This is a genomic window from Streptacidiphilus albus JL83, assembly GCF_000744705.1.
In the GTDB taxonomy this organism is placed as follows: Bacteria; Actinomycetota; Actinomycetes; order Streptomycetales; family Streptomycetaceae; genus Streptacidiphilus; species Streptacidiphilus albus.
In genome coordinates this window covers 8,362,340-8,384,501 of record NZ_JQML01000001.1, presented here as the reverse complement: position 1 = coordinate 8,384,501, position 22,162 = coordinate 8,362,340, and the positions used below count along the sequence as shown (strand labels likewise).

Sequence of the window (22,162 nt, the reverse complement as noted above, 5' to 3'; positions counted from 1 at the left end):
GGCCGCAGCCCCTACAGTGGTCCCCCAGTCAGTGGTCCCCCAGTCTGCGCGTCACCCGCCGGGCAGCACCCAACCGACACGAGCGCTCCACGACACGAGAGGCACGATGGCCGAGCACCCTGCCGAACAGCCGTGGAACCGGCAGCGGCTGCGCAGCAACAACGAATGGCTCCTGCTGGAGCGGCTGCGCGCGATCGGCCCGGTGTCACGGGCCCAACTGGCCCGTGACACCGGGCTGTCCAAGCCCACCGTCTCCGCCGCGCTGGCCGCCCTGGAACAGGCCGGACTGGTCCGCGAGGCCGGGACGCTGGCCCCCGACCGGGGCCGGACCGCCCTGCTCTACGAGCCCGACCCGACCGCCGGGCACGTCCTCGGCATCGACATCGGCCGGGCCTGGCTGCGGCTGGCCGTGGCCGATCTGGCCGGCGCGGTGATCGCCCGCGCCGACGTCCCCAACCGGGGGCGCACCGGGGCCGCCGTCGCCAGGACCGTGGTGGAGACCGCCGAGCGGCTCACCGCCGAGGCCGGTCTGGGGCGCGGCGACATCGTCCACGCCGCGGTCGGCACTCCCGGCGTCTTCGACAGCGACTCGGGACGGGTCCGCTACGCCGGCAACCTGCCCGGCTGGGGCCGTCCTGGCCTGTTCGCCGACATGCGCGCGGGACTCGGCACCGCGCTCAGCGTGCACAACGACGCCAACCTCGCCGCCCTCGGCGAGTACGCCGAGGGCCGCGGCGCCGACAGCCGGCTGTTCGTCTACGTGCTGATCGGCACCGGCCTCGGCATGGGGATCGTGGTCGACGGCGAGCTGTTCCGGGGGGCCGGCGGCGCGGCCGGCGAGATCGGCTTCCTGCCGCTGCCCTCGGGGCCGACCGCCGCCAGCCCGGCCGACCTGGCCGAGGCCGCGGTCTCCGGCGACGCCGTCGTCCAGGCCGCGCGCGACCTGGGCATGACCGGGCCGCTCAATGCCAAGAAGGTGTTCGAGGCCGCCCGGCGCGGGCATCCGGCGGCCGTCTCGGCGGTCCGGCAGGAGGGCGAGCGGGTCGCCCACGTGGTCGCCGCCGTGTCCGCGGTGATCGACCCCGACCTGGTGGTCCTCGGCGGCGGCGTCGGCCACAGCGCCGACCTGCTGCTCGACACCGTGCGGCAGACGCTGCACCGGATCTCGCCGCTGCGTCCCGAGGTGGTCCCCAGCGCGCTCGGCGAGGACGCGGTGCTGCTCGGCGCGATCACCACCGCCGTCCGCAGCGCCCGCCCGCTGGTCTTCGACCGGAGGACGACGGAGAGCTGACGGCGGCGGCGGAGCGCCGCGGGCCGGGCCCGGGTCCGGGCCCGGGCCCCGCGGGCCGGGTCAGCTCTCGATGAGCCGGGCCGTGACCGCGAGCAGCGTGACCACGGTCTCGCGCTCGGCGGGCGCCAGCGGCTCCAGCAGCTGCCGCTGGACCTCGTCGACGCCGCCCTGGACCTGGGCCAGCAGCTCGGTGCCGGCCGGGGAGAGGGCGAGCAGGTTGCGGCGGCCGTCGGCGGGGTCGCGGCGCCGCAGCACCAGGCCGCGCCGGACCAGCCGGCTGATCAGCTCGGCCATGGTGGCCTTGTCCAGCGAGGCCCGCTCGCCCACCGTGCGCTGGTCTATACCGGGCTCGACCGACAGCACCTCCAGCACCGCGTACTGAGGCGCCGTCAGCTCGCCCGGGACCAGTTCGGTCCAGAGCCGGGTGTGCACCTGCTGGGCGACCCGGATCAGGTAGCCGACCACCCGCGGCGCGTCCAGGATCGGGCGCGCGTCGTGCATGGTCTCCAGCGCCAGCTCGTCCATCCTGGCCAGCCGGCCGAGGGCGGACATCAGTTCGCTGCCCTGGGTCTCGTCCAGTGGTTCGAGCAGCTCCCGCTGCACCCGGGCCACGCTCGGCGAGACCTGCTGCAGCAGTACCGTTCCGGCAGGTGAGAGCGTCAGCAGCTTGCGGCGGCCGTCGGCGGGGTCGCGGCGGCGCAGCACCAGGCCGCGCCGGACCAGCCGGCCGACCATCTCCGCCATCGTGGCCTTGTCCAGCGAGGCCCGCTCCCCCACGGTGCGCTGGTCGGCGCCGGGTTCCACGGCGAGCGCGACCAGCGCGGCGTACTGCGGGGCGGTGAGTTCGCCCCCGACATGCTCGGTCCACAGACGGGTGTGGACCTGCTGGGCAATGCGAATCAACTGTCCCGGGGATGGGGAGAGGCGGATTGGCGCACCCATCATGTCGATCTCTCCCAGCATCATGGAACCGTCCTGTCTGGCCCTCGCGCTGCCCTTGCGGGAGGGATGGCACGGCTGAGGTCTACGGCGCGCCCACTACCTGCGCGTCCTCGGTGAGGCCGCGTCCACAGGGCGAATCCGCCGAGCAGCCGACGACTGCTGGCGCACACTATACAAAGTGTGGGCTTCAACTAGATACGTCGATCGGACCTGCGGCCTATTCGTGATCCTGGAAAAGACGCTGCTGCCACGTCAGCCGGTTCCCAGGTTTCGTTCAGAATTGGTGCGGAACTCCGCCCGGGCGCACGCCCCCACCGCAGGTCATGGGGGTTTTCAGGGGAGTTGCCCCAGGATGCGCCGGGCCGCGGACGGAGCGGGTGCGGACCGGATCAGGCCGGCGCGAGGCCGCGCAACAGAAGTTCGGCGAACGTCCCGCCGATCGATTCGGCTGTCAGCTCGCCGTCGACGTGGTACCAGCTGCCCAGGTGGTGGACGCCCCCGAAGAACTGATGGGTCGCCAGATCGGGCGAGAGGTCGGTGCGGAGCACCCCCTCGCGCTGCCCCTGCTCGATCAGCGCCCGGAACCGCTCGTGGTAGCGCCGCCGGTCGGCGCGCACCTGGGCGAGCCGCTCGGGGGGCAGCATGTGCATCGAGCGCCAGGAGACCATGGCGTCGTCCAGGTGGGCGAGGGTGCTGACGACGACGTCGGCGGCGGCCTCGTGCAGCCGGTCGCGGACCGGCCGGTCACTGTCGGCGATGGCCGCGAGCCGCTCGGACTGGAGGCTGAGCAGCCGGGTGTAGATCTGCTGGAGCAGGTCGTCCTTGGAGGCGTAGTAGTGGTACATGGCGCCCTTGGTCACGCCGGCCTGCTCGACGATCTCCTGGACGGTGGTCAGCGCGAAGCCCTGCCGGGCGAACAGCCGGCTGGCGGCGGCGAGGATCCGCTCCTGCACCGGCGCGTCCGCCGCACCGGCCGGGGCGGCGGACGCGGCCGCGTCCGATCCGGGCGCGGCCGCCGGGCGACCGCGTCTGTTGCTGACTGCCCTGCGCGCTGCTGCGGCCACGGACTCCCTCTTTCCTTCCCTGCCCCGCACACGCCGCGACACGGCCGTGTGCTGCACACCACTCTAGCCGCCATACCTACCAGTCGGTATGGTGACGATGACGACCCCGCGCCATGCTCGCTCCCGAGTCTGCCGCATCCGCCGTTCCGCCGTACCCAGAGCCAGGAGGTCTGCATGTCCCAGCAAGCCGGGTCACAGCCGTCCGGTGCACCCCATCCGCCCGGGCTGGACCTGGACCGGCTGCGGGAGTACCTCGACCTGGCCCACCCCGGCCTGGCCGTGGGACCGCTGGCGGCCGAGCTGATCTCCGGCGGCAAGTCGAACCTGACCTACCGGCTGCACGACGACACCCACCACTGGGTGCTGCGCCGTCCGCCGCTGGGCCATGTGCTGGCCACGGCGCACGACATGTCCCGCGAGTACCGGGTGATCTCCGCGCTGGCCGGCACCGCCGTCCCGGTCCCGGGGACGCAGCTGCTCTGCACCGACGCGGAGGTGCTGGGCGCGCCGTTCTACGTGATGGACGAGGTCCGCGGCACCGTCTACCGCAGCGCCGCGGACTCCGCCGGACTCGGCCGCGAGCGGGCCAGGGCGATCTCCTTCCGGCTGGTCGACGTGCTGGCCGAGCTGCACGGGGTCGACCCCGGCGCGGTCGGCCTGGGTGACTTCGGCCGCCCCGACGGCTACCTCCAGCGCCAGGTCACCCGCTGGTTCAAGCAGTTCGACGCCTCCCGCAGCCGCGAGATCGCCGGGATGGACGAGCTCCAGCGGCGGCTCGCGGTGCACCAGCCGACGACCCAGCGCGACACGGTGGTCCACGGCGACTACCGGCTCGACAACGCGATCATCGCGGCGGACGACAGCGTCGCCGCCGTGCTGGACTGGGAGATGGCGACGCTCGGCGACCCGCTCGCCGACCTCGGCCTGCTCAAGGTCTACTGGGAGATCGCGGCCGACATTCCGGGCAACCCGGTCGCCCAGGCGGTCGGCCGCGAGGCCGGCTTCCCCGGGATGGACGAACTGGCGGAGCACTACGCCGCCCGCACCGGCCTCGACCTCGCCCCGCTCCCCTGGTACACGGCCTTCGCCGGCTACAAGCTCGCGGTGATCGCCGAGGGCATCCACTTCCGCTACACCCAGGGCAAGACCGTCGGCGAGGGCTTCTCCCACCTCGGCGCCATGGTCCCGCTGCTGGTCGCCTCCTCCCTGGACACCCTGCTCACCCTGGAAGGAACCCGCTGATGGACTTCCTGTACGACGACCGCACCCGTGAGCTGCAGCAGCAGCTGCTCGCCTTCATGGACGAGGTCATCTACCCCGCCGAGGCGGTCGCCGCCGAGCAGCACGCGACGGCGAAGGACGAGTGGGCCCGCCCGCCGGTCATGGCGGAGCTGAAGGCCGAGGCCAAGCGGCGCGGGCTGTGGAACCTGTTCCTGCCCAATCAGGAGCACGGCGCCGGGCTGACCAACCTCCAGTACGCCCCGCTGGCCGAGATCACCGGGCGCAGCCCCTTCCTCGCCCCGGAGGCGCTGAACTGCGCCGCCCCGGACACCGGCAACATGGAGGTGCTGGCCGAGTTCGGCACCCCCGAGCAGCAGCGGCGCTGGCTGACCCCGCTGCTGGCGGGCGAGATCCGCTCCGCGTTCTGCATGACCGAGCCCGAGGTGGCCTCCTCCGACGCGGCCAACATCGCCACCCGGATCGAGCGCGACGGCGACCACTACGTGATCAACGGGCGCAAGTGGTGGTCCTCCGGCGCGATGAGCCCGGACTGCGAGATCCTCATCGTCATGGGCCGGACCGACCCGGACGCGCCCAAGCACCGCCGGCAGAGCATGATCCTGGTCCCCCGGGACACCCCCGGCGTCACCGTGCTGCGCGGGATGCACGTCTTCGGCTACACCGACGGCGCCCACGGCGGCCACGCCGAGGTCCTCTTCGAGGACGTCCGGGTGCCGGCCGAGAACCTGATCGCCGGCGCGGGCGAGGGCTTCGCCATCGCCCAGGCGCGGCTCGGGCCCGGCCGGATCCACCACTGCATGCGGCTGATCGGCATGGCCGAGCGCGGCGTCGAGCTGATGTGCCGGCGCGCCGTGGCGCGCACCGCCTTCGGCAAGCCGCTGGCCGAGCAGGGCGTGGTCCAGGAGTGGATCGCCGAGTCCCGGGTGCGGATCGAGCAGCTGCGGCTGCTGGTGCTGAAGACCGCCTGGCTGATGGACACCGTCGGCAACAAGGGCGCGCACACCGAGATCCAGGCCATCAAGATCGCGACCCCGGCGACGGTGGAGTGGATCCTGGACAAGGCGATCCAGACCCACGGCGGCGGCGGAGTCTCCCAGGACTTCCCGCTGGCCCAGCTCTGGGCCAGCGCCCGGACGCTGCGCTTCGCCGACGGCCCGGACGAGGTCCACCGCCGCTCACTGGCCCACCGCGAACTCAAGCCCTACCTGACGCAGCACCGCTGATCTACGCTCGCTACCAGTTTCACGCCCCTCACGCTCCCTCAAGCGAAGGAACCAACACAGTCATGACTGAGCAGACCCCCCGCGTCGCCATCGTCACCGGCGCGGCCCGCGGCATCGGCGCCGCGACCGCGATCCGCCTCGCCGCCGACGGCTTCGCCGTCGCCGTGGTCGACCTGGAGGAGTCGGCGGGCAAGGACACCGTCGAGAAGATCACCGCCGCCGGCGGCCGGGCCCTGGCGATCGGCGCCGACGTCAGCGACGCCGAGCAGGTCACCGCCGCCGTCGAGCGGGTCGCCGCCGAGCTGGGCGCGCCCACCGTGCTGGTCAACAACGCCGGCGTGCTGCGCGACAACCTGCTGTTCAAGATGTCCGAGCTGGACTGGGACACGGTCATGGGCGTCCACCTCAAGGGCGCGTTCCTGATGTCCCGGGCGGTGCAGAAGCACATGGTGGACGCCGGCTACGGACGCATCGTCAACCTGTCCTCCTCCTCCGCGCTGGGCAACCGGGGCCAGGCCAACTACGCGGCCGCCAAGGCCGGTCTCCAGGGCTTCACCAAGACCCTGGCCAAGGAGCTCGGCAAGTTCGGCATCACCGCCAACGCCGTCGCCCCGGGCTTCATCGCCACCGACATGACCGCCGCCACCGCGGCCCGGGTCGGCATGGAGTTCGAGGCGTTCAAGGAGGCCGCCGCGAGCCAGATCCCGGTCCGCCGGGTCGGCGTCCCGGAGGACATCGCCCACACCGTGTCCTACTTCGTCAGCGAGGGCGCGGGCTTCGTCTCCGGCCAGGTCGTCTACGTGGCCGGCGGCCCGCTCTGCTAGGAGATACGACCTCGGCCAAGGCCCCTGACGTGCGTTGTCTCCGGGCCTGACCGCCCGGGGACGACGGAGAAGCCCCCTGACAGCCCGTACAGGCCGCAGGGGGTTCCTCCGTGCCCCGGCGCCGCCCCGTCCGTGGGGACACGACGGGCCGGGGCCGCTCACGGGGCTGTCAGACGAACGACGGCAGAGGTCGGACCGGTCGGCCCAGCCAGGGGCGCTGTGCCCCGTCGAGGGTCACCGTGAGCCCGAAGGAGTCCAGCAGCGGGCGGCCCTGGCCGTCCCACCAGCGCAGGGCCCGCTCCACCTCGTCCCAGAGCCGCCGGGGGCCGGACTGGTGGACCGTGCCGGTCGGCTCGCCCGGCTGGAACTCCGCACACGCCCACGACTGATCCGACAGGCCGAAGAACCACACCCGGGTGTGCCCGCCGGCCCTGTTGCAGACATGGGCGCAGTCGGGTACCGCGAGACCGGTCACGAAGCGGGCCGAGGTCCAGCGCTCCCCCAGGTCCGAGGGAGTCAGCACCGTGGACGACACGGCAGCGTCGCCGGGGAACTCCTTCACGTGCCCGCCGAACCGGTCCCAGTCCAAGCGCTGATCGCGCAGCTTCATGAACTCGACCATCCGCAGGAACCGACCGGACGCGCTCCCGTCCGCGCCGACCGTGAGCCGGAGCAGCGCGTCGCCGTTGTCGTAGTGCGTCCCCCAGGGGCACAGGATCAACCCGCCCTCCCTGGTCTGCTCAAGCAGTGCCGGAGCAACCTGCCGCACCCCCGCAGTCACGATCACCCGATCGAACGGCGCCCCGGCCGAGCAGCCGAGCGAGCCGTCACCGCACACCACAGTCGGATGCAGGCCCAGAGCGGTAAGGCGCGTTCGCGCCGCAGCGGTCACGGCCGCGTCCACCTCGACCGAGAACACGTTGCCCCCGCCGAGCCGATAGCTCAGCAGCCCGGTGTCCCAGCCCGTCCCGGTACCCACCAGCAGCACCCGCATGGGCGGGCTGATCCGGGCATCCCGCAGGTACCCGGCGACGACGCGCGGCTCGGACGATGAACTGGTGGACACCCGGCCCGGCTCGCGGCCGGCGTGAGCCCCGTCGTCCCACTGCGTGACCAGCGGGAAGTTCGTCGCCGCCGCGTACCGCTCCCACACGTCCGGCTCGTCGTTCCGGCTGACGTAGACGCTCCTGCCCGCCTTCATGTCGAAGGCCCAGAACTCACCCGGCAGGAACTCGCGGCGCGGTACCGCCTCGAAGGAGTCGGCCCAATCAGCCGACATGGAACCGTCTTCGAGAAGGGCCCGCACCAGCGGATCAGCGCTGGTGCGGCCCTCCTGCTGCGGAGCACCGGCCATTACTTGCGGTGCTCTCCGTCGCCGTCCGGGGTGGAGCCGTCAGGGGACGGAGGCTCCTCCGGCGGAGTCCACGGCGTACCGGGGTGCCCGTCGCCGCCGCCGCTGTCGCCGCTGTCGCAGAGAATGCCAAGCATGCTCGGAACCTCCTTCAGATCGTATGGTGCAGGGTTCCCGGACAGCCGAGCGCCGCACGGGAAGCTGTGGGGGCTGCGGTGAACAGGCCGACGTTCATACCTCAGACGGACGGAGCAGCGTTGCCCACTGTTCGTCAGCCTCGACGGCCACGGCTTCGACGGAGGGCGGCAGGCCGGGCGGCTCCCGCAGGCTCCGGAGCCAGTCCATGTCCATGCCGTCGCAGCCCATGCACCGCCGGGTGGTGGCCCGCACCATCTCGTCCGTACGACCGCACCCGCTGCACTCCTGCGGCGTCGCCGTGTAGAACCACATGGGACCTCCCCGCGTCTCTCGCTCTGCCAAGACGCTAGGGACCGTCAGGAACCAGCCGCTACCCGATTGCAGGGGATTGCAAAGGATCACCCGAGAGCATCGATCGCCGCCGTGATCAGTGCACGCGCACGCGATCCGTAGACCGCAGTCTTGGACAGCTCGGCGAACGCCCGCGTGTACGTCTCGATCTCCCCAGGAGAGGTGATGTGGATACGGGCCGTCAGCGGCTCGACCTGAACCAACTCGTCCCCGAACACGGTGAACGTCTCCAGCCCCCACATCCGCCGCTGCGCCGTCCGAGGCACCACGCCGAGGGAGACGTTCGGCAGCGCCATCACGGTAAGCAGGTAGCCCAACTGTCCGGCCATCACTGCCGCATCCCCGTAGCGGTGATACAACACCTGCTCCTCGACCAGCAGCGCCGTACGGCGGTCCGATTCGCGGATCACCTGCCCCCGGTCCACCCGAGCGGCGGCGGCCTCGGCCGAGTCGTCCGGGGTGCCCTGAAACCCCGTGATCAACGCCAGCAGGGCAGTGGCGTAGGCGTGCGTCTGCACCACGCCAGGGACCACATTGGAGCAGTACACCCGAAACGAACGGGTCCGCTCATAGATCGGCACGTCGGCCTCTTGGTTCCGGCGCATGCCGGACCGATGCAGCCGACGCCACTCCGTGTACATCGAATCAGCCGACCGGGACGCCGCGATCAGATCAGCGGCGCGCTCGGGCACGCCACACGCCGCACACCACACCCGGATATCAGCATCCGACGGCGGTGTACGGGCGTTCTCGATCCGAGAGGACTTGGAAGGGTTCCAACCGCAGCGGCGAGCAAGCTCAAGGCCGGTCAGCTCGGCGTCCTTCCGGATCTCCCCCAAGCGGTCGGCAAGGGCCTTACGTGCCTCTTGGGCACTGGAGAGCGGAGAAGCGGGCATGGTCGCGCTGTCCGGACCCCTCAGACCGTGAAATCAGCGTGCGGGACGGCGCGTTCCCATACCAGCTCGAACGCCGACGCGCACAGCTTCACGGCGTCCGGGTCATCGTCCAGCTCCATTCCAGGAGATGCCCAATCCCCCTGCCCGTCAAAGTGGTTCACGATCAGGGCCGTCTCATCGAACAGCCAGAAGTCGTTACCGGGCAGCGGGACCGTGGGTGACCCCGTGTTGCCCGACTTCTCATCCTTGCCGATGAACCGTAGCTGCATGATGCCTCCTCTTGTGGGTGCCTTGCGCCACCTTCTACGACCATCGTCCCGGGGGATGACGGTCGTCAAGGGCGCGCACGGCGCAGGAGGCCCCCGTCAGGGGCCGGGGCGTTGGGGCACGGCGTGCCGTCGTCATCGACCCCGGGACGGTCGAGCAGTCGCGCAAGGTCGGCCCGGTGCTGTCGTCTCTCGGGGATCGCCGGGTTGATCACCAGCTGTCCGGCGGAGACGCTGACGTACGGGCCGTGCTCGAGTTCGCATCCTGCGAGTGGCCGGCGGGCCGCGCTGCCAGAGTGCACCGCCGCGGCGACGACCCGCGCCCCGCACCGGGTTCCGGTGCGGGGCGCGGGTCGTCGGTCGGGCGGTGGCGCTCGCTCAGCGGGTGGCGGCCAGGGCCAGGGCCGGGGCGAACCGGGACACGTCGACCGTGCCCCAGCCGGTCACCAGGTTGTAGCCCTTGGTCGCGGGCCAGCCGGTGACGCCGCCGTAGGTGTTGCTGCCGCCGAAGATGTTCTGGATCCCGGTGATCGGCAGCCCCGCCTGCATCAGCCCGCCGAGGCGGTAGATCGCCGGGTTGAGGTCGCCGAGCCGGTGTCCGGCGACCTGGTCGGCGAGGGCGACGACGCCGGAGAAGAGCGGGGTGGCGACGCTGGTGCCGCCCCACAGTTCCCAGCCGTCGTCCTGCGGTCCGAAGCTGTTGTAGGTCCAGACACCGGTCTGCGGGTCGCCCAGCATGCTGATGTCCGGGACCCCGCGGGAGTTGCCGACGACCTGGCTCACGCCGTTCTGGAAGTTCGGCCGCGAGAAGACCTTGGACAGCCCGCCGCCGCTGGCGCCGTTGCCGTCCCAGACCGTGTCGGGGCTGACCCGCTGCCCCTGGGCGTTGAGGTAGACGCTGGTCCCGCCGACCGCGGTGACCAGCGGGTCGGACGGCGGCCAGGAGGTCACCGGGTAGGGGTAGAGGGTGGAGCCGTCGCTCTCGGAGTCGGTCGCGCCGTTGTCGCCCGAGGCCGCCAGCACGGTGACGCCGTGCTGGGACGCGTCCTGGAAGGCGTAGCGCAGGTTGAGCAGGCTGGAGAAGTTGCCCTGGTCGAAGCCGGGGAAGGTGTTCTCGGTGGCACCGAAGCTCTGCGAGATCACGTCGCCGACGCCGTGCTTGATCAGTGAGTCCTCGGCGGCCATCATCTCCGGGAAGCCGCTGGTGCCCTCGTCCTCCGAGACCCCGGTCTCCACCAGCACGATGTGCGCGCCGGGGGCGATCGCGTGGGCCATGTCCACGTCGATGGTGGTCTCCTCGGCCCAGCCGGTCATGTCGGTGTTGGTGGGGTCGAACGGCGGGACGTTGCCCCAGCGCTCCACGTCGACCTTGGTGCTGGGAATGCCGAACTGCTTGCTGTAGACGTCGAGGTCGTGCTGGATCGTGGGTGAGCCGAAGGAGTCGACGATCACAATGGTCCGGCCGGCCCCGGTGATGCCGTGCTGGAACAGCGGATGCTCGTTGTAGGCGTCCTCCAGCAGGTCGGCGCCGTAGCAGGAGGCCTGGTACTGGGCCTGGCACTGGGCCAGGGTGAGCGGCGCCGGAATCTGTCCCGCCGTCATCCGGTGCCCGATCGCGGCGGCGACCGGCTGTGGCAGGGCCGCCGGACGGGCGGCGGCTGCGACAGCGGCGGTGGCGGCCGCTCCCGGCACGAAGGCCGAGGCGGTGAGCGCGACGGCGGCGCCGAGCGCCGCCGTGGTGAGACCTGCACGAGCGGTGTGTCGCATGGGATCCCCTGACTGTGGCCGGGTCGATCTGACGACGTGCACCCATATGCCACCCTGAATTGGGGTGGCATATAGGAAGCTTGACTGTTCGTTAGACCATTCTTTGTCATGTATATACCTGGCTTTGCCCCGGGCGGCCAGGGCAACGGCCGCCGCATGGGGCGTTAGGGTCGTCCCATGGCAGCTGACGAGGAGACCACGACCGCCCGGGTCGACAGCTGGATCTGGTCGGTCCGGCTCACCAAGACCAGGTCGCTGGCGGCCGCCGCCTGCCGGGGCGGCCATGTGCGGGTCAACGGCGAACGGGTGAAACCCGCCTATGTGCTCCGGGTGGGGGACGAGGTCAGGCTCCGCGAGTCCGGGTACGAGCGGATCGTGGTGGTCTCCCGGATCATCCGCAAGCGCGTCGGCGCCCCGGTCGCCGCCGAGTGCTTCGTCGACAACAGCCCTCCGCCGCCCTCCCGCGCGGAGGTCGCCCCGGTCGCGCTGCGCGACCGCGGCGCCGGCCGCCCGACCAAGCGCGACCGGCGTGACCTGGAAAGGCTCCACAGTCAACGTGAGCGGTGACACGGCGACGCCGGAGCCGAGCCCTACCCCCCAGTAGCAGTTAGTGGGAAGATCGTGCGTGCGAGCGCCGGACCGCTCGACGGTCCGCGTGCGCCCGCCCCCACTCACTGCCGAGAGGGCCAACGCATGAGCACGGCACCACCCCCCGGAACCGCAGAGCAGCTGCGCGACGCCGTCCAGGCACTGCTCGCCACGCACGACCCCGCGACCACCCCCGTCGCCGAGTTCCTCGGAGCCCGCTACGACGCCGGGCTCGCCTGGATCCACTTCCCCGCCGGCTTCGGCGGGCTCGGTGCGCCCCGCGCCCTCCAGCAGCTGGTGAACGAGGAGTTCGCCGCGGCCGGCGCGCCGGTGCTGGACCCGGGCCGGCACGGCATCGGCCTGGGCATGGCCGCCCCCACCATCCTCGCCTTCGGCGACGAGGAGATCCGCCGCCGCTTCCTGCGCCCGCTCTGGACCGGCGAGGAGGTGTGGTGCCAGCTCTTCAGCGAGCCCGGCGCCGGCTCCGACCTCGCCGCGCTCGGCACCCGCGCCGTCCGCGACGGCTCCGGTGACGGGGCCGAGGACGCCGACTGGATCGTCGACGGGCAGAAGGTCTGGACCTCGCTGGCGCACGAGGCCGACTGGGCGATCCTGGTCACCCGCTCCGACCCGGCCGTGCCCAAGCACCGGGGCATGACCTACTTCCTCTGCGACATGCACGCCCCCGGCGTCGAGGTCCGGCCGCTGCGGCAGGCCACCGGCGAGGCCGAGTTCAACGAGGTCTTCCTCACCGGCGTCCGGATCCCCGACCGGCACCGGCTCGGCGCGGTCGGCGACGGCTGGCGGGTGGCCACCACCACCCTGATGAACGAGCGGGTCGCCATCGGCGGCCAGGCCGAACCCAGGGAGGGTGCGTCGCGCAGCGACTCGGACAAGGGTGGCGGCGGGCGACGGGTGGGAGGGTTGATCGGGCTGCTCGCGACGGAGTGGCGGGAGCGGCCCGAGCTGCGCACCCCCGGACTGCACGACGCGCTGCTGCGGCTCTGGGTGGACGCCGAGGCGGCCCGGCTCACCGGCGAACGGCTGCGCCAGCAGCTGGCGAGCGGCGCGCCCGGCCCCGAGGGCTCCGCCGCCAAGCTCGCCTTCGCCCGGCTGAACCAGCAGATCTCCGGTCTGGAGCTGGAGCTCCTCGGCGAGGAGGGCCTGGTCCACGACGACTGGTCGTTCCGCCGGCCGACCGCACCCTCGATGACCGGCGGCACCCCGACCTACCGCTACCTGCGGGCCAAGGGCAACTCGATCGAGGGCGGCACCTCGGAGATCCTGCGCGGCATCATCGCCGAGCGGGTCCTCGGCCTGCCCCAGGAGATCCGGGTCGACAAGGACGTCGCATGGAAGGACCTGCCCCGATGAACGGCACCGAAGCAACGGCCGGGCGGGCCGCCGAGCACACCGCCGACCTGCTGTACTCCGAGGTGGAACAGGAGCTCCGGGCCAACGTCCGGGCGCTGCTCGCCGCCCGCTCCCCGCAGTCCGAGGTGCTGGCCAGGACCGAGAGCGAGCAGCCGGTGGACACCGGGCTGTGGCGCGCCCTGGCCGAGGAACTGGGCGTCACCGGGCTGGCCGTGCCGGAGAAGTGGGGCGGCGCCGGGGCCGGCTGGCGGGAGACCGCCGTGGTGCTGGAGGAGCTGGGACGCGCCGTCGCTCCCGTCCCCTACTTCGGCAGCTCCGTGCTGGCGACCGCCGCGCTGCTGGCCCTCGGCGACGGCGAACTGCTGCCGCCGGTCGCCGCCGGCGAGCGGGTCGCGGCGCTCGTGGTCTCCTTCGCCACCGCGCCCGGCAGCGCCTTCCCCGCCGCGGTCGCGGCGCACGGCGGACGGCTGGACGGGGCGGTCGGCCGGATCGCCGACGCCCGCACCGCCGACCTGCTGCTGGTCCCGGCCCGCGACGCCGGGGGCGTCCCCGCGCTCTACGCCGTCGACGCGGCCGCGGCCGAGGTCACGGACGTGGTCTCGCTCGACATGACCCGGCCGCTGGCGGACCTGCGGCTGACGGCCGCGCCGGGACGGCTGCTCGCCTCGGGCCCGGCGGCGGAGCGCGCCCTGGAAGCGGCGCTCACCACCGGCGCGGCGCTGCTCGCCTCCGAGCAGCTGGGCGTCGCCGAGTGGGCGCTGGAGACCACGCTCGCCTATGTGAAGGTCCGGCACCAGTTCGGCCGGCCGGTCGGCTCCTTCCAGGCGGTCAAGCACCGGCTGGCCGACCTGTGGGTCGCGGTGGCGCAGCTGCGCGCGGTGGCCCGGAACGCGGCGGACGCGGTTGCCTCGGGCTCGCCGGACGCCCCGGTCGCCGCCGCGGTCGCCCAGGCCTTCGCCTCGCAGGTGGCGGTCACCGCCGCCGAGGAGGCGGTGCAGCTCCACGGCGGCATCGGCTTCACCTGGGAGCACCCGGCCCACCTCTATCTCAAGCGGGCCAAGAGCGCGTCGATCGCGCTCGGCACCGCGGACCGGCACCGCGCCCTGCTGGCGCGCCTGGTCGACCTCCCCTACCCCGCACAGGAGCAACCGCATGAGTGAGTCCCCCACCGCCGCCTCCGCCACGGTCACCCTGGTCACCGGCGCGAGCCGGGGCATCGGCTTCGCCGTCGCCCAGGCGCTGGTCGCCCGCGGCGAGCGGGTGGTGATCACCGGCCGGGACGTGGAGAGCCTGGAGCAGGCGGTGAAGCAGCTGGGCGAGGAGTCCGCGCTCGGCATCGCCGGCAAGAGCCACGACGCCGCCCACCGCGGCGAGGTGGTGGAGCGGACCCTGGAGCGCTTCGGACGGCTCGACAACCTGGTGAACAACGTCGGCACCAACCCGGTCTACGGGAACCTGGTGGACCTGGACCTGGACGCGGCCCGGAAGATCGTCGACATCAACCTGGTGTCGACCCTGGCCTGGGTCCAGCTGGTGCACCGGGCGGCGCTGGCCGAGCACGGCGGGGCGATCGTCAACGTCTCCTCGGTGAGCGCGCTCGGCCCGGCCCCCGGGATCGGGATGTACGGGGCGAGCAAGGCCGCGCTGATCCAGATGACCGAGCAGCTGGCCTTCGAGCTGGCCCCGACGGTGCGGGTGAACGCGGTCGCCCCGGCGGTGGTGCGGACCAGGTTCGCCGAGGCGCTGTTCGCCGGGCGCGAGGAGGAGGTCGTCCGGCACTACCCGCTGAAGCGCCTCGGCGTCCCCGAGGACGTCGGCTCGGCGGTGGCGTTCCTGCTCTCGGCGGAGGCCTCGTGGATCACCGGGCAGACCCTGGTGCTCGACGGCGGGCTGACCCTCGGCGGCGGCATCGCCTGAATTCCCGCCGCAGGAAATGGAATACCCCTGCGAGCGGTCAATCTGCGGCCGGTAATTCGACAGCCGTTTGGGGGACCACTCGCGGGGGTATTCGATTCCGCCGGGAGGGTATTTCCCTCATCTGATTCTTACCGTATCGGTGATTCGGACAAGACATGACAACCCGGCACATCACGGCCAGTCAGCGGGGTATGGGAGCCCATTTGGCCCGCTCCGGGCGGCCTTCGCCGGGCAATAAGCGGGAATCCGCGGGCCCGGCGCGGCCCCTTATACCGTGCTTACAATCAGCCAGGTCACATCGTCATTACGAAGAGGCACTACGGGACAGTCACCACGGAGCCACCCTGTAACGTCGAAGGGGTGCGTAACCAGAGGAATGAGGTCGCCCTACTAGAGCGCCCGCAGACGACACGGAAGCAACGCCCCGCCGAGCGGGGATGGCGCTGGCTGCCGCTCAGCCGTACCCACTTGGTGCTCATCCTCTCGACCGCCGCGTTCTACCTCGCCGTCCTGCTGGCCGTCGTCACCACCTCGCGACTGGTCGCCCTGGACTGGTGGGTGATGATGTTCAAGCCCTACCAGCACTGGCCCGGACTGCTGCCCTTCCTCAACATCTACGTCATCGCCGGACAGCGCGGCCCCTCCGCGATCGTGGTCTCGATCTGGCTGACCTGGCGCTGCTGGCGGACGAGGAGCTGGCGGCCGCTGCTGGTGCTGGCGGTCTCGCTGGTACTGCTGAACATGTCGGTCGGCGCGGTCAAGATCGGCATGGGGCGGCTCGGCCCGCACTACGCGCACGTCGCGGGATCGAACGAACTCTTCCTCGGCGGCGGCATATTTCCCTCGGGGCACACCGCCAACGCCGTCGTGACCTGGGGCATCCTCGCCTACCTGGCCACCCGTTGGCGTCGTTTCGGCGCCGTCGCCGCCGGTTTCATGGGCATCACCATCGGGCTGACCACGCTGTACCTCGGCACCCACTGGGTGAGCGACGTCCTGGCCGGCTGGGCCGCCGGGGCCCTGGTGCTGCTGGCCCTGCCGCTGTTCGAGCCGGTCATCGTCAGCGCGGACGACCGGATGCAGGCCGCCTGGGCCGACCGGGCCGCCATCTGGGCCAGGCTCCGGGGACGCGGTCCGGCCGGGGCCGCGCGTCCGGGCACCCCGAGCGTGGTCCGCGCCACGGTCCCGGCGCCCGCTGCGGCGGACCGCCGGCAGCCCGCCAAGGCCCGGCGGAAGGGCTCGTCGGCGGGGAAGCCCAAGGGCCTGCCGCCGAAGGCCAAGGCGTCCGCGAAGACGGCGGTGAAGGTCTCGGCGAAGGCCTCGACGAAGGTCTCGGTGAAGCCCTCGGCCAAGGGCGGGCCGAGCCGTGCCGGGGCGCGGACGCCGCAGCCGCGCGGTGCGGCCGGCTGATCCCGGTCGGTCCGCGCGGCCTGTAACCTTTCTCACATTTCACTCTGCTGTGAATCCGCCACACCATCCTGACTGGCAGTCATGAAAAATCAGGAACTCCCAGGTTTAGGACACGGGTTCACTACGATCCGGTCGTTTCCGGCCAGCCGTCGAAGCGTCAGAAAGCCCCGGATCCGCCGTCCGGCCACCGCGTTCTGCTGCCGCGACGGCCTGCGGCGACTTTGCCGGAGCGACCTGATGTCACTTTCATAGTTAAAGCGATCATTAATCCTACGCAGCGCGATCACTTTCGATCGAATCACTTGCGCCCCTACTCTCCCTCCGGTCATTTCCCTGCATCGCGCCTGGCCTCTCCGTCCCGGAACCTACTGTCGGCACCAGTGCGGGAACCACGGCGGTTCCCGCAGCCGAAACAGGCCCGAGAGGATGCCCGTACATGGGAAACATGGAAACCGCGCTCAAGGACGCCATGAGCATCGAGGGGGCCCTGGGCGTCGCTCTGGTCGACTACAGCAGCGGCCTGGCGCTGGGCACGCTCGGGGTGAGCCACGAGCTCGACCTCAACGTCGCCGCGGCCGGGAACACCGACGTGGTCCGCGCCAAGATGCGGACCATGGAGATGCTCAACCTGCACAACGAGACCATCGAGGACATCCTGATCACGCTGAACACCCAGTACCACCTGATCCGCCCGCTGACCCACCAGGGCAGCAAGGGGATCTTCCTCTACCTGGCGCTGGACCGGGGCCGGGCCAACCTGGCCATGGCCCGGCACCAGATCCGGCGCATCGAGGAGAACCTGGAGATCTGACCGGCCTCCAGGACCGGCCCCGGGGCCGACGGCCGGGACCGACGGCCCGGACCGCCGCCGGAGGTCAGCGGTTGGCCACCGCCTGCTTGATCAGCGTGCGGCCGAAGTCCCGCATCAGCCCGGTGCCGCTGTGCGCCTCGTCCATCACCTCGGTGAAGGCGTCCACGAAACGGTCGACCTCCGCCTCGCCGATGGTCAGCGGCGGAATCAGCTTGATGACCTCCAGGTGGTCCCCGGAGACCTGGGTCAGGATCCTGTGCCGCTGCATCAGCGGGACCACCACCATCTGCGCGAACAGGCCCTTGCGGGCGGCCTGCAGCGCCATCCAGCCGGTGCGCAGCTTGAGCGACTGCGGTCGGCCGAACTCGATGCCGATCATCAGCCCGCGCCCGCGGACGTCGGCCAGCATCTCGTACTTGGGCTTCAGCTCGGTCAGCCGCTCCCGGAACAGGTCGCCCACCCGGCGGGCGTTCGCGACCACCTGCTCGTCCTCCATCACGTGCAGGGTGGCCAGCCCGGCCGCCATCGCCTGGGCGTTGGAGCCGAAGCTGGCGGAGTGGACCAGCACCCGGTCCATCGAGGAGTAGACCTTCTCGAAGATCCACTCCTTGCCCAGGGTCGCGCCGACCGGGACGTAGCCGCCGGACAGGGCCTTGGCCGCACAGACCAGGTCCGGCTCCACCCCCGCCTCGTGCTGGTAGGCGAAGAAGTCGCCGGTCCGGCCGATGCCGGTCTGCACCTCGTCCGCGATCAGCAGCGCCTTGTGCCGGTGCAGCAGCTCCTGCGCGGCGCGCAGGTAGCCGGGCGGGGCGGCGAGCACGCCCTTGCCCTGGATCGGCTCCACGATCAGCGCGGCGACGTCGCCTCGCTTCAGCTCGCGCGCCAGTGCCTCCAGGTCGCCCAGCGGCACGGCGGTGTCCGGCAGCATCGGTCCGAAGCCCTCACGGAAGCCGCCCTCGCCGTTGACCGACAGCGATCCCGTGGTCAGCCCGTGGAAGGCGTGGTCGGCGTAGAGGACCCGGCCCCGGCCGGTGGCGTAGCGGGCGAACTTCAGCGCGGTCTCGACCGCCTCGGTGCCGCTGTTGCCGAAGAAGACCCGGTCCAGGTGCGGGGTGTGGGAGAGCAGCTTCTCGGCGAGCAGGCCGGGCAGCGGCTGGCAGTCGAAGCGGGTGAGGTCGGCCAGCTCCAGGTCCATCACCTGGTGCACCGCCCGGCGGACCACCGGATGGTGCCGGCCCAGGGCGAAGATGCCGAAGCCGGCCAGCATGTCCAGGTAGTCGTTGCCCTCGGCGTCGTAGAAGTAGGCGCCCTTGGCGTGCTCGTAGACCTTGTCGAAGCCGATGGTGTGCAGCATCCTCGGCAGCTGGTGGTTCAGGTACTCGCTGTGCAGCCGGTAGCGCTCGGCGCCGCGCTCGGCGAGCAGCGCCTCCAGGTCGAACTCCGCGCCCGGGACGCTCTCGGTGCCGGCCCCGGTGCCGGTCTCTGTGGTCACGTTGGTTCCCCTCCTCCGATGCCGCTGTGCACGGCTGAAGCTCCGTCCGTCCCGGTGCCCAGGCCCACGGCCTTGGCGAAGCCGGCAGTCTGGGCGGCGATCCCGGGGCCGGTGAGGCCGATCCGGTCCAGGATCTCACCGCGGGCCGCGTGCGCCAGGAACTCCTGCGGAATGCCCAGCTCGCGCGTCGGCACGTCGATCTCCGCGTCCCGGAGCGCCTGGGCCACGGCCGAGCCGACGCCGCCGACCCGGCCGTTGTCCTCGACCGTGACCACCAGCCGGTGCCGGGCGGCGAGCTCGGTCAGCGCGACCGGCACCGGCTTGACCCAGCGCGGGTCGACCACGGTGGCGCTCAGCCCGTGCGCGGTGAGCAGCGCGGCGGCGTCCAGGCAGGCCGGGGCCATCGTGCCGACGGCGACCAGCAGCAGGTCGGGAGCGGTGCCGGCCTCGGCGGTGCGGAGCAGCACGTCGATGCCGTCGATGCTCTCGACGGCCGGGATCGGCGGTCCGGCCTCGGCCTTGGGGAAGCGGAGCACGGTGGGGGCGTCGTCGACGTCCAGCGCCTCCCGGAGCTGGGCCCGGAGCTGGTCGGCGTCGCGCGGGGCGGCCAGCCGCAGCCCGGGGACGACCTGGAGGATCGACATGTCCCACATGCCGTTGTGGCTGGCGCCGTCGGTGCCGGTGACCCCGGCCCGGTCGAGCACGAAGGTGACGCCGCAGTGGTGCAGCGCGACGTCCATCAGGACCTGGTCGAAGGCCCGGTTGAGGAAGGTCGCGTAGACCGCGACCACCGGGTGCATGCCGCCGGTGGCCAGCCCGGCCGCGCTGACGGCGGCGTGCTGCTCGGCGATGCCGACGTCGTAGATGCGGTCGGGGAACTCGCGGGCGAAGGCGCCGAGGCCGACCGGCTGGAGCATGGCGGCGGTGACCGCGACGACCTCGGGGCGGAGCCGGGCGAGCTCCACCAGTTCGCTGCCGAAGACCGAGGTCCAGGAGGTGCCGCCGGCGGGCCGCAGCGGCTCACAGGTGACCGGGTCGATCGCGCCGACCTGGTGGAAGTGGTCGGCCTCGTCGAGTTCGGCGGGGCGGTAGCCACGGCCCTTCTCGGTGAGGCAGTGGACGATGACCGGCCCGCCGAAGCCGGCCGCCCGGCGCAGCGCGGACTCGACGGCAGCGAGGTCGTGACCGTCGATCGGTCCGACGTACTTCATGCCGAGGTCCTCGAACATGCCCTGCGGGGCGACGGCGTCCTTGAAGCCCTTCTTGGCGCCGTGGAGGGCGTCGTAGATCGGTGCGCCAACCCCGGGGGTGCGCTGCAGGGCCTCCTTGCCCCAGCTGAGGAAGCGCTCGTAGCCCTGGGTGGTGCGGAGGGTGGCCAGGTGGTTGGCGAGACCGCCGATGGTGGGGGCGTAGGAGCGCTCGTTGTCGTTGACCACGATGATCACCGGGCGGTCCTTGGCCTCGGCGATGTTGTTCAGCGCCTCCCAGGCCATGCCGCCGGTCAGCGCGCCGTCGCCGATCACGGCGACCACGTGCCGGTCGGTCAGCTGCCGGAGCTCGTTGGCCTTGGCCAGGCCGTCGGCCCAGCCGAGGACGGTGGAGGCGTGGGAGTTCTCGATGACGTCGTGCTCCGACTCGGCGCGCGAGGGGTAGCCGGAGAGCCCGCCCTCCGCCTTGAGCCGGCTGAAGTCCTGGCGGCCGGTGAGCAGCTTGTGGACGTAGCTCTGGTGGCCGGTGTCGAAGAGGATCCGGTCCTTCGGGGAGTCGAACACCCGGTGCAGCGCGATCGTCAGTTCGACCACACCCAGGTTCGGTCCGAGGTGTCCACCCGTTCGGGTGACGGCTTCGATCAGGAACGCGCGGATCTCCTCGGCCAGGCGGGGGAGCTCGGCGGCGGGAAGTTCGCGCAGGTCTGCCGGGGTGTGGATGGACTCCAGGAGGGACATGGGATCACCTTCGTTCCGGGGTGGGGCAGTTGGCGGGCGGGCGGCGGCGCGGCGGGCGACGGCGGATCAGCCGACGGCGACGGTCGGGGCGCCGGGCTCGGCCCCCGTCGCCTGCATCGTCTCTGCCAGCTTCAACGCCTCCTCGATCAGCGTCTCAACGATCTTCGACTCGGGCACGGTCTTGATGACCTCGCCCTTGACGAAGATCTGGCCCTTGCCGTTGCCCGAGGCCACGCCCAGGTCGGCCTCGCGGGCCTCGCCGGGGCCGTTCACCACGCAGCCCATGACCGCCACCCGCAGCGGCACCTCCATGCCCTCCAGGCCGGCGGTGACCTCCTCGGCCAGCTTGTAGACGTCGACCTGGGCGCGCCCGCAGGAGGGGCAGGAGACGATCTCCAGGCCGCGCCGGCGCAGGTTCAGCGACTCCAGGATCTGGTTCCCGACCTTGACCTCCTCGGCCGGCGGGGCCGAGAGCGAGACCCGGATGGTGTCGCCGATGCCCTCGGAGAGCAGCGCGCCGAAGGCCACGGCGGACTTGATGGTGCCCTGGAAGGAGGGGCCGGCCTCGGTCACGCCCAGGTGCAGCGGGTAGTCGCAGGAGGCGGCCAGCAGCCGGTAGGCGGCGATCATGACGACCGGGTCGTTGTGCTTGACGGAGATCTTGATGTCCTGGAAGCCGTGCTCCTCGAACAGCGAGCACTCCCACAGCGCGGACTCCACCAGCGCCTCGGGGGTGGCCTTGCCGTACTTGGCCAGCAGCCGGGCGTCCAGCGAGCCGGCGTTGACGCCGATCCGGATCGGCACCCCGGCCGCCGAGGCCGCCTTCGCGATCTCCTTGACCTTGTCGTCGAACTGCCGGATGTTGCCGGGGTTGACCCGCACCGCGGCGCAGCCCGCGTCGATGGCCGCGAAGACGTACTTGGGCTGGAAGTGGATGTCCGCGATCACCGGGATCTGCGACTTGCGGGCGATGGTGGCCAGCGCGTCCGCGTCGTCCTGCGAGGGGCAGGCCACCCGCACGATCTGGCAGCCGGACGCGGTCAGCTCCGCGATCTGCTGCAGCGTCGCGTTGACGTCCGAGGTCACCGTCGTGGTCATCGACTGCACCGAGATCGGTGCGTCGCCGCCGACCGGCACACTGCCGACCATGATCTGACGGCTCCTCCGCCGCACGGCGAGCGGCTTGAGCGGAGCGGACGGCATTCCCAGCGAGATCGCGGTCATGGTCGGGCACCGGTCCTTTCTGAGGTGGGGCTGCGAGCGTGATCG

At 71.8% G+C, this 22,162-nt stretch carries 21 protein-coding genes; 10 read left to right on the top strand and 11 right to left on the bottom strand.

The genetic code is table 11. The features are described 5' to 3' along the window. Positions 1-106 precede the first annotated feature (106 nt). Entirely contained in the window at positions 107-1,291 is a 1,185-nt protein-coding gene (locus BS75_RS36555; protein ID WP_034091286.1) for an ROK family transcriptional regulator, read from the top strand. 60 nt (positions 1,292-1,351) lie between these two features. On the opposite strand, the gene BS75_RS47300 is transcribed toward BS75_RS36555, so the two are convergent. After that, positions 1,352-2,194, bottom strand: coding sequence for a MarR family winged helix-turn-helix transcriptional regulator (locus tag BS75_RS47300; RefSeq protein ID WP_160312237.1), 843 nt, complete (start codon positions 2,192-2,194; stop codon positions 1,352-1,354). Between the two features lie 428 nt (positions 2,195-2,622). After that, positions 2,623-3,186, bottom strand: a complete 564-nt coding sequence (locus BS75_RS36540) for a TetR/AcrR family transcriptional regulator (RefSeq protein ID WP_042437426.1) — start codon at positions 3,184-3,186, stop codon at positions 2,623-2,625. A 285-nt stretch (positions 3,187-3,471) separates the two neighbouring features. Between BS75_RS36540 and BS75_RS36535 the strand changes: the two genes are divergently transcribed. From BS75_RS36535 to fabG, 3 genes are all read left to right on the top strand, one after another. Next, on the top strand, positions 3,472-4,539 hold the full coding sequence (locus BS75_RS36535) for a phosphotransferase family protein (RefSeq protein WP_034091284.1): 1,068 nt from the start codon (positions 3,472-3,474) through the stop codon (positions 4,537-4,539). Next, positions 4,539-5,762, top strand: a complete 1,224-nt coding sequence (locus BS75_RS36530) for an acyl-CoA dehydrogenase family protein (protein ID WP_034091283.1) — start codon at positions 4,539-4,541, stop codon at positions 5,760-5,762. The genes BS75_RS36535 and BS75_RS36530 overlap by 1 nt, the downstream gene beginning before the upstream one ends. Before the next feature lie 62 nt (positions 5,763-5,824). After that, positions 5,825-6,586 carry a 3-oxoacyl-ACP reductase FabG gene (gene fabG / locus BS75_RS36525; RefSeq protein WP_034091282.1) on the top strand — a complete coding sequence of 254 codons (762 nt, stop codon included), beginning with the start codon at positions 5,825-5,827 and terminating at the stop codon, positions 6,584-6,586. A gap of 169 nt (positions 6,587-6,755) precedes the next feature. On the opposite strand, the gene BS75_RS36520 is transcribed toward fabG, so the two are convergent. The 6 genes from BS75_RS36520 to BS75_RS36500 all read right to left on the bottom strand — a co-directional run bounded on the left by BS75_RS36520 (position 6,756) and on the right by BS75_RS36500 (position 11,355). Next, complete coding sequence (locus BS75_RS36520; RefSeq protein ID WP_231608003.1) at positions 6,756-7,865, bottom strand: protein-L-isoaspartate O-methyltransferase family protein; 1,110 nt, start codon at positions 7,863-7,865, stop codon at positions 6,756-6,758. A gap of 74 nt (positions 7,866-7,939) precedes the next feature. After that, positions 7,940-8,074: a hypothetical protein gene (locus BS75_RS51720; protein ID WP_267970426.1), complete on the bottom strand. Its 135-nt coding sequence runs from the start codon at positions 8,072-8,074 to the stop codon at positions 7,940-7,942. A 94-nt stretch (positions 8,075-8,168) separates the two neighbouring features. Beyond that, on the bottom strand, positions 8,169-8,387 hold the full coding sequence (locus BS75_RS36515) for a hypothetical protein (protein ID WP_034091280.1): 219 nt from the start codon (positions 8,385-8,387) through the stop codon (positions 8,169-8,171). Between the two features lie 86 nt (positions 8,388-8,473). Further along, positions 8,474-9,322, bottom strand: coding sequence for a helix-turn-helix domain-containing protein (locus BS75_RS36510; protein ID WP_034091279.1), 849 nt, complete (start codon positions 9,320-9,322; stop codon positions 8,474-8,476). A gap of 20 nt (positions 9,323-9,342) precedes the next feature. Next, positions 9,343-9,591 carry a DUF6879 family protein gene (locus BS75_RS36505; RefSeq protein ID WP_052070153.1) on the bottom strand — a complete coding sequence of 83 codons (249 nt, stop codon included), beginning with the start codon at positions 9,589-9,591 and terminating at the stop codon, positions 9,343-9,345. A 375-nt stretch (positions 9,592-9,966) separates the two neighbouring features. Continuing rightward, positions 9,967-11,355 (bottom strand): S53 family peptidase, encoded by a 1,389-nt coding sequence (locus tag BS75_RS36500; RefSeq protein WP_034091278.1) that lies wholly within the window; start codon positions 11,353-11,355, stop codon positions 9,967-9,969. A 177-nt stretch (positions 11,356-11,532) separates the two neighbouring features. Between BS75_RS36500 and BS75_RS36495 the strand changes: the two genes are divergently transcribed. From BS75_RS36495 to BS75_RS36470, 6 genes are all read left to right on the top strand, one after another. Further along, entirely contained in the window at positions 11,533-11,922 is a 390-nt protein-coding gene (locus BS75_RS36495; RefSeq protein ID WP_034091277.1) for an RNA-binding S4 domain-containing protein, read from the top strand. A gap of 126 nt (positions 11,923-12,048) precedes the next feature. Further along, the gene (locus tag BS75_RS36490; RefSeq protein WP_034091276.1) at positions 12,049-13,317 is read left to right on the top strand and encodes an acyl-CoA dehydrogenase family protein; all 1,269 of its coding nucleotides are present in this window, start codon (positions 12,049-12,051) and stop codon (positions 13,315-13,317) included. After that, the gene (locus BS75_RS36485) at positions 13,314-14,477 is read left to right on the top strand and encodes an acyl-CoA dehydrogenase family protein (protein WP_042437410.1); all 1,164 of its coding nucleotides are present in this window, start codon (positions 13,314-13,316) and stop codon (positions 14,475-14,477) included. The genes BS75_RS36490 and BS75_RS36485 overlap by 4 nt, the downstream gene beginning before the upstream one ends. Then, positions 14,470-15,234, top strand: coding sequence for an SDR family oxidoreductase (locus tag BS75_RS36480; protein WP_034091275.1), 765 nt, complete (start codon positions 14,470-14,472; stop codon positions 15,232-15,234). Before BS75_RS36485 ends, BS75_RS36480 begins: the two co-directional genes overlap by 8 nt. A 360-nt stretch (positions 15,235-15,594) precedes the next feature. Further along, positions 15,595-16,644 carry a phosphatase PAP2 family protein gene (locus BS75_RS36475; protein WP_152645729.1) on the top strand — a complete coding sequence of 350 codons (1,050 nt, stop codon included), beginning with the start codon at positions 15,595-15,597 and terminating at the stop codon, positions 16,642-16,644. 436 nt (positions 16,645-17,080) lie between these two features. Continuing rightward, positions 17,081-17,455 carry a hypothetical protein gene (locus BS75_RS36470; protein ID WP_034091274.1) on the top strand — a complete coding sequence of 125 codons (375 nt, stop codon included), beginning with the start codon at positions 17,081-17,083 and terminating at the stop codon, positions 17,453-17,455. Positions 17,456-17,519: 64 nt separating this feature from the next. Here BS75_RS36470 and BS75_RS36465 read toward each other — a convergent pair whose 3' ends face one another. The 3 genes from BS75_RS36465 to ispG all read right to left on the bottom strand — a co-directional run bounded on the left by BS75_RS36465 (position 17,520) and on the right by ispG (position 22,117). Further along, the gene (locus BS75_RS36465) at positions 17,520-18,947 is read right to left on the bottom strand and encodes an aspartate aminotransferase family protein (protein ID WP_042437409.1); all 1,428 of its coding nucleotides are present in this window, start codon (positions 18,945-18,947) and stop codon (positions 17,520-17,522) included. Continuing rightward, positions 18,944-20,893, bottom strand: a complete 1,950-nt coding sequence (dxs, locus tag BS75_RS36460) for a 1-deoxy-D-xylulose-5-phosphate synthase (protein WP_034091273.1) — start codon at positions 20,891-20,893, stop codon at positions 18,944-18,946. Before dxs ends, BS75_RS36465 begins: the two co-directional genes overlap by 4 nt. Positions 20,894-20,959: 66 nt before the next feature. Beyond that, positions 20,960-22,117 carry a flavodoxin-dependent (E)-4-hydroxy-3-methylbut-2-enyl-diphosphate synthase gene (ispG, locus tag BS75_RS36455; protein WP_034091272.1) on the bottom strand — a complete coding sequence of 386 codons (1,158 nt, stop codon included), beginning with the start codon at positions 22,115-22,117 and terminating at the stop codon, positions 20,960-20,962. Positions 22,118-22,162 lie beyond the last annotated feature (45 nt).

Bases quoted from the DNA above. Each gene is read 5' to 3' on its own strand.
- dxs (WP_034091273.1), bottom strand. From the start codon at position 20,893: ATGTCCCTCCTGGAGTCCATCCACACCCCGGCAGACCTGCGCGAACTT.
- BS75_RS36555 (WP_034091286.1), top strand. From the start codon at position 107: ATGGCCGAGCACCCTGCCGAACAGCCGTGGAACCGGCAGCGGCTGCGC.
- BS75_RS36495 (WP_034091277.1), top strand. From the start codon at position 11,533: ATGGCAGCTGACGAGGAGACCACGACCGCCCGGGTCGACAGCTGGATC.
- BS75_RS36530 (WP_034091283.1), top strand. From the start codon at position 4,539: ATGGACTTCCTGTACGACGACCGCACCCGTGAGCTGCAGCAGCAGCTG.
- BS75_RS36505 (WP_052070153.1), bottom strand. From the start codon at position 9,591: ATGCAGCTACGGTTCATCGGCAAGGATGAGAAGTCGGGCAACACGGGG.
- BS75_RS36535 (WP_034091284.1), top strand. From the start codon at position 3,472: ATGTCCCAGCAAGCCGGGTCACAGCCGTCCGGTGCACCCCATCCGCCC.
- ispG (WP_034091272.1), bottom strand. From the start codon at position 22,117: ATGACCGCGATCTCGCTGGGAATGCCGTCCGCTCCGCTCAAGCCGCTC.
- BS75_RS36490 (WP_034091276.1), top strand. From the start codon at position 12,049: ATGAGCACGGCACCACCCCCCGGAACCGCAGAGCAGCTGCGCGACGCC.
- BS75_RS36485 (WP_042437410.1), top strand. From the start codon at position 13,314: ATGAACGGCACCGAAGCAACGGCCGGGCGGGCCGCCGAGCACACCGCC.
- BS75_RS36510 (WP_034091279.1), bottom strand. From the start codon at position 9,322: ATGCCCGCTTCTCCGCTCTCCAGTGCCCAAGAGGCACGTAAGGCCCTT.
- BS75_RS36480 (WP_034091275.1), top strand. From the start codon at position 14,470: ATGAGTGAGTCCCCCACCGCCGCCTCCGCCACGGTCACCCTGGTCACC.
- BS75_RS51720 (WP_267970426.1), bottom strand. From the start codon at position 8,074: ATGCTTGGCATTCTCTGCGACAGCGGCGACAGCGGCGGCGGCGACGGG.
- BS75_RS36470 (WP_034091274.1), top strand. From the start codon at position 17,081: ATGGGAAACATGGAAACCGCGCTCAAGGACGCCATGAGCATCGAGGGG.
- fabG (WP_034091282.1), top strand. From the start codon at position 5,825: ATGACTGAGCAGACCCCCCGCGTCGCCATCGTCACCGGCGCGGCCCGC.
- BS75_RS36500 (WP_034091278.1), bottom strand. From the start codon at position 11,355: ATGCGACACACCGCTCGTGCAGGTCTCACCACGGCGGCGCTCGGCGCC.
- BS75_RS36520 (WP_231608003.1), bottom strand. From the start codon at position 7,865: ATGTCGGCTGATTGGGCCGACTCCTTCGAGGCGGTACCGCGCCGCGAG.
- BS75_RS36515 (WP_034091280.1), bottom strand. From the start codon at position 8,387: ATGTGGTTCTACACGGCGACGCCGCAGGAGTGCAGCGGGTGCGGTCGT.